Source organism: Acinetobacter sp. YH01020 (genome assembly GCF_013420275.1).
Taxonomy (GTDB): domain Bacteria; phylum Pseudomonadota; class Gammaproteobacteria; order Pseudomonadales; family Moraxellaceae; genus Acinetobacter; species Acinetobacter amyesii.
In genome coordinates this window covers 38,459-50,020 of the sequence record NZ_VOYN01000023.1, presented here as the reverse complement: position 1 = coordinate 50,020, position 11,562 = coordinate 38,459, and the positions used below count along the sequence as shown (strand labels likewise).

Below are 11,562 nucleotides of genomic sequence, written 5' to 3'. Positions count from 1 at the left end.
TCAAATGGCGATTCAGCGTTTAATTGGTTTTGGGAAAAAAGAAGAGTTTAAGGAAATTTTGGCAATTTTAAGAAAGCAGAATCCTGATAGGATAAGGGTTCTGTGAAATTTGTCGTGTACAGAGAATGCCGGCATAGCCCCAAACCAAATCTAAGGCCAATGCCACCAAGGCGAGACACATAATCTTGCCAATGAGCGTGACCCAATACGCTGATAAATGCAGTGCTGAATCGGCTGGCAATACATGTAGCCAAGGCAAAATCAGCAAAATGGCAAAGCACACGGCAATCGCCATACCACTATAGGGTTTATCTGATAATAACGAAGTGATTTTCATGCGCTTACTCCACAAAACGGCCTTTGATGGCAAACAAACCTTGTGGACGTTTTTGAATAAACAAAATCACAAGAACCAGTAGAATAATTTTCGCTAAGACTGCACCCATGCCGATTTCCAGCACTGTGCCACTGACACCTAGACCTAAAGCCGCCAATACTGCGCCCCATACTTGGCCAACACCGCCAACCACAACCACCAAGAACGCATCGATAATATAGTTTTGCCCTAGGTCAGGACCGACATTGCCGACTTGTGCTAAGGCACAGCCTGCTAGACCTGCAAGCCCCGAACCTAAACCAAAAGCCATCATGTCAATGCGGCTAGAACGGATACCTACGGCCTGTGCCATTTGACGGTTTTGCGTCACGGCACGAACAAATAAACCAAAGCGGGTTTTATTCAGCAAGTAAACCAGTAATAGGAGTACCGCAACGGTAAAGCCAATAATGGCAATACGGTTATAAGGCAGCATCAGACTCGGTGTCACAGCAATGCCCCCTGACAGCCATGAAATATTCGACACCTCAACGTTCTGCGCACCAAAAACCATGCGCACCACTTGCATTAAAATTAAGCTCACACCAAAGGTGGCTAATAGTGTTTCCAATTGACGGCCATACAAGGGACGAATAACAGTACGTTCAATCAACATGCCGATCAAAGCACTTACAATAAATGCAGCAGGAATCGCGGCAATCAAGTACCAATCGACATAGCTACTGAGATAACTCTTAAACAGGCTTTGCACCACATAAGTGGTATAGGCCCCGATCATGATCAGTTCACCATGCGCCATGTTAATCACGCCTAGCAGACCATACGTAATGGCTAAGCCCAACGCCGCCAGTAGTAAAATACTGGCCGTGCTGAGACCTGAAAAGACATGTCCAGTCCATTCACTGGCCTGAATACGAGTTTTAATATTGCTCTTGGCTTCTGTCAGTGCGGCTTTTAACTCAGGATGCAGATTGGCTTGTTGTAATTCCTGTTCCACCATCGCCAACACATCAGGACGGTTAGAATCTTGCAGCACTTTGGCCGCCTGTATTTTTTGTAAAACATCGGGATTTTGATAGTCCAAGCGTGCTTTGAGCTGCGCTAAACGGGCTTTAACTTTGTTATTTTTTTCATTTAAATACAATTGATTAATATTTTTAACATCCAACTCAGCCAAGTTATTTTCTAAAATATCAATTGCATCTAAACGCTGGTTTAAATCATCCGATTGAAGCTTTTCTTTCGCTTGCGCAAACGTTAAGGCTTTACGAAGGGTATTCACCAAGGTGACTTGAGATAAATCGGCAGGCCAATCCGTCACGGTTTGCAAATCTGGATAGCTCAATAATTTTTCGTCAGTTTCTAAAATATAGGTTTGACCGCTTTGACCACTATATAACTGGTCTTTTTCGACCAATGCGGCCAACTGATCTAAGGATTCAATATCGCCCGGCCATTGATTCAGTAAACTACGTCGCTCGGTAAAACTACCACGAACAAATTGCTGAATGGCGTCACCTTGCTGCACAGATTGCACCGTAGGTGCCACATCTGCTGCTGTTTCTGCATGCACGATTTGCAGACAGAATAATTGGCTCAGGAATAGAAACAGGATCGGGAAATTGCGTAATTTTTTCATCTTATAAGCATCCCTATTGAGTAATAGAACAAACCCCATCTAGGGATCACATCAAAACATGCCCACTACACAATGGCAGCAGGCATTTGGATTGAATTATTTAGGGATGTACGGGCTCCATGGCTCTGCAGCAATGGTTTTTGCCGTTTTGTGTACCACATCAAACTGACCATCGGCACGGATCTGACCAATCATGACTGGTTTATGCAAATGATGGTTCGACGCATCCATTTGCAAGGTATAGCCCGATGGCGCTTTAAATTCTTGGCCGGCCATAGCCTCACGCACTTTATCGACATCTGTGCTTCCTGCTTTTTCTACCGCTTGTTTCCACATATTGATGCCGACATAGGTAGCCTCCATCGGGTCATTGGTCACAAATTTATCGGCATTTGGCAGTTTGTATTCCACGGCATACTGCTTCATTTTATTGGTGAATTCAGTATTCACTGGATTTTTCACTGACATGAAGTAGTTCCACGATGCCAAGTGTCCGACCAGCGGCTTGGTGTCGATACCGCGTAATTCCTCTTCACCTACAGAGAACGCCATCACTGGAATATCCGCAGCTTTGATGCCTTGGTTGCCCAATTCACGATAGAACGGCACATTTGAATCGCCGTTAATGGTCGAGATCACAGCAGTCTTTTTCCCTGCCGCAAACTTCTTCACATTGCCCACAATGGTTTGATAGTTGCTATGACCAAATGGGGTATATTCTTCCATGATGTCTGCATCGGCAATGCCTTTCGACTTCAAAAATGCACGTAAGATTTTGTTGGTGGTACGTGGGTAAACATAGTCTGTGCCCAATAGTACAAAGCGTTCTGCCTTACCACCCTCTTCACTCATCAGATATTCAACAGCAGGAATCGCTTGCTGATTCGGTGCTGCACCTGTGTAGAAAATATTTTTAGACTGTTCCTGACCTTCATACTGAACAGGGTAGAACAATAAGCCATTTAATTCTTCAACCACGGGTAAAACCGACTTACGAGATACCGACGTCCAGCAACCAAAAATCACGGCTACTTTGTCTTGGGTAATCAACTGACGGGTTTTTTCCGCAAATAGTGGCCAGTCCGATGCCGGATCCACCACCACAGGTTCTAGTTTTTTGCCCAATACCCCGCCATTGGCATTAATTTCATTAATCGCCATCAAGGCCGTATCTTTTAGAGAAGTTTCTGAGATCGCCATCGTGCCTGACAGCGAATGTAAGATCCCAACTTTAATGGTGTCACCACTTGCTGCAGCGGCTTTTGGTTCAGATGCAGCGCTTTCTGTTTTTTCTTCTGCAGGTTTTGAACACCCCGTTAAAGCAATCGCCCCAGTCATCGTTGCCGCTAAAATACTTTTAGCAAATACATTGCGTTGAAACATTATTCACACTCCCAACCTAAGCTTGTAAGTCACATTTTTAAAATGCATTTGTTGTCTTTCATCACAACAGAGCAATTCAATAACTGTGCCAAGCCTTATTTTTTATTTTGATTGAGTGCTTTTATTTATTTTTAAATATTATTTTTCATATAGTTATAACAAAAAACTTTGCTTGTGATTTTTTATGGTTCGATCCAAATACCGTAAAATCACCGCAAAGATGCATACAAACTTGTATCCAACATTTGACCTATAATTGAACAATTTTGCGACGTTTTTCAAAAAATACGGTGTTTTAGCACACAAATCATGCAGCTTTTCCTACATTTGAAGCAAAAAAAAACCACTTGCGTGGTTTTTTTCTTATTGCACTTTTAAACCGCCAAATCGGCCAAATTACCCTTCTGTTCCAACCAATGCTTACGGTCTGAAGAGCGTTTTTTCGCCAATAATTTGTCGAGTAAACCTGAAGTAAACTGTACGTCATCCAAGTCCAGTTGCACTAAACGACGTGTATTGGGATCCATAGTCGTTTCACGCAACTGACTCGCGTTCATCTCACCCAAACCTTTGAATCGAGTAATTTGTGGATTTTTGGTTTTGCATTTTTTCAAAATGCTATTTAATTCTTCCTCATCCAGCGCGTAATGAACGTCTTTATTATCATCAATACGGAACAGTGGTGGCATTGCCACAAACAAATGCCCTTCTTCCACCAAAGTTGGGAAGTGTTTAACGAACAAAGCACAAAGCAACGTCGCAATATGTAGACCGTCTGAATCGGCATCGGCCAAAATACAAATTTTGCCATAACGTAATTCAGATAAGTCATCACTACCCGGATCAACGCCAATGGCAATCGCAATATCGTGTACTTCTTGCGATGCCAAAACTTCGTCTGAAGACACTTCCCAAGTATTTAAAATCTTACCGCGGATCGGCATGATCGCTTGGAAGTTCTTATCACGTGCTTGCTTTGCAGAACCACCTGCAGAATCCCCTTCCACAATAAACAGTTCTGATTCTTCGAGGGTATGCCCCACACAGTCAGCCAATTTACCTGGTAAAGCTGGACCTGAAACGATTTTTTTACGTTCAACTTTTTTCGCAGCTTTTAAACGGCGACCGGCCTTGGCAATCACCATTTCTGCCAGTTGCATAGCAATATCGGAGTTTTGATTCAGCCACAGTGCAAAGGCATCTTTGGCAATATTTAACACTACACTAGAGGCTTCACGGCTTGAAAGTCGTTCTTTAGTTTGACCCGAAAATTGTGGCTCTTGGAATTTTAAAGACAGAATAAAGTTGACGCCATCCCACACATCTTCGGCAGACAGCTTCATATTACGCGGCAACAAGTTACGTAATTCACAGAACTCACGAATCGCATCTGTCACACCCGAACGTAAACCGTTGACATGTGTACCGCCTTGCGCAGTTGGAATCAAATTGACATAACTTTCTTGAATCTGTTCGCCGCCTTCAACGTTCCAGCAAATGGCAAATTCAGCACTAGCACGTTCAGCTTCACCAGTCGCAACAAATGCAGGAACAGGAACGATGTCACGGTCTTGTAGCTCATCCATCAAATAGTCGACTAGACCATTTTCAAATTGCCATTCGATCTTTTCGTTGTTGATTTGATCGATATAAATAATCTGCAAGCCTGCCGCCAAAACAGCCTTGGCTTTTAAGTTGTGTTTTAAGGCTTTCAGCGCAAATTTAGGCGAATCAAAATATTTGGCTTCAGGCCAAAAATGCACGGTAGTACCCGTTGCACGTTTAGCGCATTTACCTTCCAACACCTCAAGCGGTGCCACAGGAACGCCATGTTCAAAGGCCATTTTATATAGATTGCCTTGACGCTGAACTTCCACTTCAACACGATCTGACAGCGCGTTCACCACCGAAATACCCACACCGTGTAAACCACCTGAGAATTGGTAGTTATCGGTACTGAACTTACCACCGGCATGTAATTTGGTCAGAATAATTTCAATCCCGCTTTGACCATACTCAGGATGAATATCAACAGGCATCCCACGACCATTATCTTCAACTGACAATGAGCCATCTTTATACACTGTCACAGTAATTTTGTTGGCATGTCCTGCAAGCGCTTCATCGACGGCGTTATCTATCACTTCCTGCGCCAAATGGTTTGGTCGTGTAGTGTCTGTATACATCCCCGGACGACGACGTACCGGATCTAGGCCAGATAAAACTTCAAGTGATTGAGCCGTATATTGCGTCACGTTGCAAAATTCCCTGCTTTTTGGTTAAAACATTTCTTTAAGCGCTACAGTATATGCTTTTTTATTAAAATGCATATCTCTTGCGATCAGCCGCCATTTTCTTAAACAATTTAAACGTCAAATGATGTCGTAACTGCCCATTATTTGTATGTTAGATCTAGCTGGTCAGCATTTGTATTGGATCATTTTATTTAGGCATATTTTTGACAGCATCGGACAAAAACTGCAAGAGCATCGGTATTTTTTCTGCAAAATCATCCATGCCATGTGTTCCACCCACCTCAGTGATCAACATGGCCATGCCGGCTTGAGCCGCACTATAAAAACCAGCGGCATCTCGATAATCCAAGGTTTCATCGCCTTGTTGGAGCAAGACCAACAGTTGATCTGCGTTCTCAACCTTAGATACCGCCAAAGCCTGCATTTGATTGAGCTGTGCATCATCCAAGCACCACGTTTCAGTCACCTGATAGGGTAATGCCGTCTCGCCAAATAAATCACGAAATAATTGCCATGGATAGACCGCAGGATTGATGAGCACTGCAGGAATATGATGCCGTGCCATCAACTGCGTCGCATAAAAACCACCTAAACTGCTGCCCACCAAAACCACATCATCCAAACCTTCAATCAGCTCTGACATCTGCTGCATCACCTGTAGCGGTGGCATATTCAAATCTGGCAAATGCACATGCAGACCATTTAAGTCTGCGCAATAGCGCCGCAATATCTGTCCTTTCACTGAATTTGAGTTACTTTGAAAACCATGCAAATACACAATATTCATCATTTTGATTCCAAATTGATCTTTAAATTGCTTTAAAAGTGGCATATAAGTGCTAACTGCGTCACATTTTCTAAATTTGAATTTTTAGTAAAATTGTCAGACAAAAGGCATTCACCGACAGGTCTGTTATCGGTATTGTAAAAGCTGTTCGTGAGAATTTTATAAAATAAACAATGAAACTTCAGGCTATTCCAGTAATAAATACAATCGAGGAATAGCATTGAATGTAAGGATAGGAACATTATGCCTAGCTTAACACCATTGCATGAAACCTATTGTAAATGGGACCGCACGCCGCCCAGTCAAGCAGATGTACTGGAAGGTTTGGCACAGCTCGTGACAATGCGTTTTAGTGATGTCGTGCATGACTTGATCAAAAACATTCAACGTGAAATTTTAATCAGTATTTTTGGAATGAGCGAACAAGGCTCGAAAGCCTTTCATAAGCAGCCGACCATTGCACGGATTTATGAATTTTCTTACAACACCTTTTTCAACTATGGCAATTATTTACTTGCACCAACGCTGCGTAGCATTATTGAAAAATTCCCACGCTTACACGACAAACCCCTCACCCCGTCTTTACATTTTTTAGTGGGCGCGCTGAATGGGGTCTTGGGCGACTATTTACTGAAATATCACAACCCGATGGCCTTACCCATGGTGGTTTACGACCATTATGGTGCGGTACAAAAAGGCGAATTAACCGGTCGTATTACCCTGTTGATTCATGGGCTCTGCATGAATCATCTGTCATGGTCGACAGCCAAATATGGCGGCATTGGTGAAAAATTACTGTCACAACGTGACCACAACACCATGCTGTATTTAAATTACAACACGGGTCGTCGTATTTCGACCAATGGCCGCAGCCTTGCCAATACATTAGAGGATTTGGTCCGTCGCAACCCCGGTATTACCAGTATCGACTTAATTGGTCATAGTATGGGGGGCTTAGTCTCCCGTAGTGCCATTTTTTATGGCAAACAAAATATGTATCAATGGATTCATCAAGTCGAAAATCTAGTCTGCTTGGGCTCACCACATCATGGTGCTGTGCTTGAACGTGTCGGATTTCATCTGCAAGATCAATTGGGGCGTTTCCCCTTGGTCAAAATCGTGGGGCACGTGGTGAATATTCGTAGTAACGGCATTTTAGATTTGCGCTATGGCAGCGTGCGTGATGACGATTGGGAACATAATGATGTCCGCATTGGGCTCATGGATGACAACCGTAAACCTGCCCCGATTCCATCACATATCAATACCTACCTCGTGGCAGGGACCATTGAATATGAACATCGTCGCAATAAAACGCGACATGTGATTGGAGATTACTTGGTCAGTGTGAAAAGTGCGTTGGGGGAACATCCAAATGCACGGTATCAACTGAAAGTTCCAGATTCACATAAAGCGATTTTTTATGGCCTGAACCATTTTGAAATTCAGCATCATCCGCAAGTGGCTGAGCAAATCGTGCATTGGTTCTATCCAAACAATGACGATAAAGCTTGTGATCATATCTATGAATTTATGATGGACTTGGAAAGTGTGGAAGGCATTGCCCTAACCTAAGGTAAACTTCCCCCATTCAGACTCATAAAAAAAGCCCTCAACTGAGGGCTTTTTTATATATCATTGAATTAAAATTTATCACGTAAACGTGGCACTGGTTTGCTTGGGTATTTACGTAATAACTGCCAAAGACTGAGCAAAGTTAAGACCGTAAAAAACACCAATGACCAAACCGGTAATGATTGTCCCAAGAACGTCCAATCTACTTTGGCACACTCACCAGAGCCGGTCAGTACTTGTTCAAAGACTGATTTTAAGGGCAGCGTTTCTACCCAATAATCTAGTCCCGGGCCACAGCTCGGTACTTTGTCTGGCGGTAAATTTTGCAGCCAAATATGACGCGCAGCCACCCCAGCAGACCATAAAATCGACAGTGTCCCCAACAATGCGTAAATGCGTTTACCCCAATTCGATGCTGGATTGTGAATCAACGCAATCAATGAAATGATGCCGAGTCCAATCAAACCAATACGTTGGAATACGCACAACGGACAAGGTTCTAAGCCTTGTACATGTTCTAAAAACAGCGCAAAAGACATACCGATCACGCTGGCTAAAAACAACAAACCACTCACGAAGCGGAAACTCCATTTCATGGTAAATCCTCTTAAAATTTTTTATCTAAAGTTTTTCAAATATTCTTCAAAACTCAAGGTGCAGTCTTGCTCAAGTTGAGCCTGTTTTTCTAAAGACTGCTCAGCAGCTTGTGTAAAATATGCTGCAGTTTCAGGGCTCAAAACATGCTGCTCATACACTTCAGCATGTTGTAAGGCCATAAAGCTACCAAAGCCCCAAGTTCCACCTTGTTCTAAAGTATCGCTAATCATACGTGCCGACAATGTTTCATCGACTTCATCGATGCGTGATTGCATCACAGCCATTGCCTGAGTGTAAATATCTGTATTGTAAGAATCATCCAGCAATTCAGCCAACGGTTGCATCGCAACAACATGTGTACGACACCATGTTTCAATTGGAATCGCCTGACCTTGCTGTAAAATCACCGCATTTGGCGCACGACCACGGTTCACCACTTCCGCCTGATTTTTCTCAATTTCATTTTGTTCGGCATCTAACAATGCTGGGCTGTCTTGCAATAAACAGTATAAAGCCACCACTTCGAGCAAGCCTGCCGTGTCTTCATTGATCCCAATCGGGCTATAAGGATTGACGTCTACCGCGCGTAATTCAACATAACCTACGCCACGATTTTGCAGGGCTTCAGACGGTGTTTCACCATCCTGTGGCACTTGTTTCGGACGAACCAAACTGTAGTATTCATTTTCAATTTGCAACACATGGTCATTAATTTGAATCGGTTCACCCTGTTCATCATTTAAACCTAAATGACTAAATGCGGCATACGGGGTATGGACCGCTTTTTGCAAACCTTCCAAATACGCCTGAATGTCGTTGTAGTGAATCCCTAACTGTTTTTGTGCTGAATTTTGATAGCCAAAATTTCCCATACGCAGCGCCGTTGCATAAGGTAAAAATAACGTGCCTTTTAAGAGTGGTAACAGCTGATGTTCACGTCCAGTCATAAAACATTTACACACCGACGGGCTCGCCCCAACCAAAAACATCACCAATGGCGTTAAACGAATAAAATTACGGATCAGGCCGAAATAACGATGACTGCGATAATCCTGTAAGCTCAATGCCTTGAGGGCGTCGTCAGTTTCGTGTTGTTGCAGTGCTTCAAAGAAATGATCTGGGAAGGATAAATTATAATGCACCCCTGAAATGGTCTGCATCCGGCGACCATAACGCACCCCTAAACCACGACGGTACAAGGTTTTAAAACGTCCTATATTCGAGCTGCCATATTGCGCTAAACGAATACTGTCTTCGTCTTTATCCAACATGCATGGCATCGACAACGGCCAAAGTTTTTCACCATGTTCTAAATGCGTATGCGCAACAGCATGAATATCTTGCAGATAGTTCAACGCCTCTGTAATGGTTTCTTTTGGTGGCGTGATAAATTCCATTAAAGCTTCAGAATAGTCTGTCGTAATATGCGGATGAGTCAAAGCCGCACCCAAAGCTTGGGGATGGTCGGCCTGAGACAAGAAACCGTTGCTTTGCATACGCAAGCTTTCACGCTCAATACCGCGCAATATTCCTTTAATCAGCGAAGAATCTACCCAAGTCGGTAAAATGTCTTGAGAGGTCGATTCGGGTTGACTCATTGCTATCTCGCTTAAATGGAAGAAACTACTAAAATAAAATCATCAGTTTATATCAGTATAACGCGATTTGAAGTGGGCAAATGACCCACTGTATAGTTTTGAGACAAACCGTGATTTTATTTTGGCAATTTTTTATCACAAACTTACTCTATATGACATTTGAAATTTGTGATTTTATAAACAAATATATGCTAATAATGCTTAAAACTTATGAATTATCAAGATATTCTCGAATTTTGGTTTAACCCAGAAAATCAGCCCAATTGGTTCGCTAAAAGCAATAATTTTGATGTTTTAATCAAAAAAAAGTTTAAAGACATCCATCTTGCAGCCAGTCAAGCAGAACTATGGCAATGGCGTACGACTGCTAAAGGTCGTTTGGCTGAAATTATTGTTTTAGATCAATTTTCTAGAAATTTATTCCGTGATTCTGGCTTGGCTTTTGCCCAAGATGCACTGGCTTTGGCGCTTGCACAAGAAGCCATCGCGCAGGGTTTAGATCTACAATTAAGCCCTGAACAGCGCTCATTTTTATATATGCCCTTTATGCATAGCGAATCGACAAAAATCCATCAAAGCGCGTTAAAATTATTTGAGCAACTGGGCAATCCGATCAACTTAGAATTTGAAAAAAAGCATAAAGTGATTATCGATCGATTTGGACGTTACCCTCATCGCAATGCGGTATTGGGCAGAACATCCACAGCAGAGGAATTGGAATTTTTAACCCAGCCCAATTCTAGCTTTTAATTGACGGCTTTTGGCCAGTATCTCCCCTTGCCATGAACCGACTAAACAGGAGTATGCGCATGAACAAACTCATTATCGCAGCAGCCATAACCGCAGCACTCGGTTTGACTGGCTGTGCCACAACCCCATCAAAACCTTTGACCTTTGAACAACTCGGTCAATATTCTGCGACACCATTAAATGCGCAAAGCTATCGTATTAGCTTTCAAGCTAGACCCAATATGAGCTATGGTACTGCCGAAGAAATCACCTTGGTTAAAGCCGCTCAAACCACCCTACACAATGGCTTTCAATATTTTAAAGTCATGGATGACCCGAGTAATCGGAGTCAAAAACCGCCGCGCCAAGCGGTGATTTACCCAGACCCAATGCCTTATCCATATGGCTATTACCGTCGCCATCCTGGTTTTTGGCCAGGCCCGTTTTATGACGTTCCACAGGTGGTCACACTCGATCCAACTCAAGTTTCCTACAGTATTACTTGCTATAAAGATCGTGCCAAAGCCCCTCAGGATGCCTTTGATGCTCGCTTGATTTTGCAATCACTCGGGGCTAAATATGGTTTAGACAGCCAAGGAAATCCTTTGCCTGTAGCCGCTGAGCCTACCACCAAATAAGTCAACCCATAGAGACCCGATCAT

Annotated in this window: 9 protein-coding genes and 1 pseudogene; 3 read left to right on the top strand and 7 right to left on the bottom strand. The window is 43.0% G+C overall.

The window, feature by feature from the left end; translation table 11 throughout:
* Positions 1-121: 121 nt before the first annotated feature.
* The 5 genes and pseudogenes from FTT85_RS10320 to FTT85_RS10300 form a co-directional block, all read right to left on the bottom strand.
* Positions 122-337, bottom strand: a pseudogene (locus tag FTT85_RS10320) (urea ABC transporter permease subunit UrtC); the annotation flags it as partial.
* Between the two features lie 4 nt (positions 338-341).
* The gene (gene urtB / locus FTT85_RS10315; protein WP_180049713.1) at positions 342-1,976 is read right to left on the bottom strand and encodes an urea ABC transporter permease subunit UrtB; all 1,635 of its coding nucleotides are present in this window, start codon (positions 1,974-1,976) and stop codon (positions 342-344) included.
* A gap of 96 nt (positions 1,977-2,072) precedes the next feature.
* Positions 2,073-3,359, bottom strand: a complete 1,287-nt coding sequence (urtA, locus tag FTT85_RS10310) for an urea ABC transporter substrate-binding protein (protein WP_180078537.1) — start codon at positions 3,357-3,359, stop codon at positions 2,073-2,075.
* A gap of 374 nt (positions 3,360-3,733) precedes the next feature.
* Complete coding sequence (parE, locus tag FTT85_RS10305) at positions 3,734-5,614, bottom strand: DNA topoisomerase IV subunit B (protein WP_180183487.1); 1,881 nt, start codon at positions 5,612-5,614, stop codon at positions 3,734-3,736.
* A gap of 187 nt (positions 5,615-5,801) precedes the next feature.
* Complete coding sequence (locus FTT85_RS10300; RefSeq protein ID WP_180183488.1) at positions 5,802-6,401, bottom strand: YqiA/YcfP family alpha/beta fold hydrolase; 600 nt, start codon at positions 6,399-6,401, stop codon at positions 5,802-5,804.
* Between the two features lie 243 nt (positions 6,402-6,644).
* On the opposite strand from FTT85_RS10300, the gene FTT85_RS10295 reads away from it, so the two are divergent.
* Positions 6,645-7,976, top strand: a complete 1,332-nt coding sequence (locus tag FTT85_RS10295; protein ID WP_180110689.1) for an alpha/beta hydrolase — start codon at positions 6,645-6,647, stop codon at positions 7,974-7,976.
* A gap of 68 nt (positions 7,977-8,044) precedes the next feature.
* Here FTT85_RS10295 and FTT85_RS10290 read toward each other — a convergent pair whose 3' ends face one another.
* Together FTT85_RS10290 and gshA are read right to left on the bottom strand one after the other, a co-directional pair.
* On the bottom strand, positions 8,045-8,572 hold the full coding sequence (locus FTT85_RS10290) for a disulfide bond formation protein B (protein WP_180066490.1): 528 nt from the start codon (positions 8,570-8,572) through the stop codon (positions 8,045-8,047).
* Between the two features lie 21 nt (positions 8,573-8,593).
* Complete coding sequence (gene gshA, locus FTT85_RS10285; protein ID WP_180183486.1) at positions 8,594-10,171, bottom strand: glutamate--cysteine ligase; 1,578 nt, start codon at positions 10,169-10,171, stop codon at positions 8,594-8,596.
* A 210-nt stretch (positions 10,172-10,381) separates the two neighbouring features.
* Between gshA and FTT85_RS10280 the strand changes: the two genes are divergently transcribed.
* Together FTT85_RS10280 and FTT85_RS10275 are read left to right on the top strand one after the other, a co-directional pair.
* Complete coding sequence (locus FTT85_RS10280) at positions 10,382-10,921, top strand: DUF924 family protein (protein WP_180183485.1); 540 nt, start codon at positions 10,382-10,384, stop codon at positions 10,919-10,921.
* A 59-nt stretch (positions 10,922-10,980) separates the two neighbouring features.
* Positions 10,981-11,538 (top strand): hypothetical protein, encoded by a 558-nt coding sequence (locus FTT85_RS10275; RefSeq protein WP_180041416.1) that lies wholly within the window; start codon positions 10,981-10,983, stop codon positions 11,536-11,538.
* Positions 11,539-11,562 lie beyond the last annotated feature (24 nt).

Coding starts and splice junctions, on each gene's coding strand:
- urtB (WP_180049713.1), bottom strand. CDS start 1,976: ATGAAAAAATTACGCAATTTCCCGATCCTGTTTCTATTCCTGAGCCAA.
- urtA (WP_180078537.1), bottom strand. CDS start 3,359: ATGTTTCAACGCAATGTATTTGCTAAAAGTATTTTAGCGGCAACGATG.
- FTT85_RS10300 (WP_180183488.1), bottom strand. CDS start 6,401: ATGAATATTGTGTATTTGCATGGTTTTCAAAGTAACTCAAATTCAGTG.
- FTT85_RS10295 (WP_180110689.1), top strand. CDS start 6,645: ATGCCTAGCTTAACACCATTGCATGAAACCTATTGTAAATGGGACCGC.
- FTT85_RS10290 (WP_180066490.1), bottom strand. CDS start 8,572: ATGAAATGGAGTTTCCGCTTCGTGAGTGGTTTGTTGTTTTTAGCCAGC.
- gshA (WP_180183486.1), bottom strand. CDS start 10,171: ATGAGTCAACCCGAATCGACCTCTCAAGACATTTTACCGACTTGGGTA.
- FTT85_RS10280 (WP_180183485.1), top strand. CDS start 10,382: ATGAATTATCAAGATATTCTCGAATTTTGGTTTAACCCAGAAAATCAG.
- FTT85_RS10275 (WP_180041416.1), top strand. CDS start 10,981: ATGAACAAACTCATTATCGCAGCAGCCATAACCGCAGCACTCGGTTTG.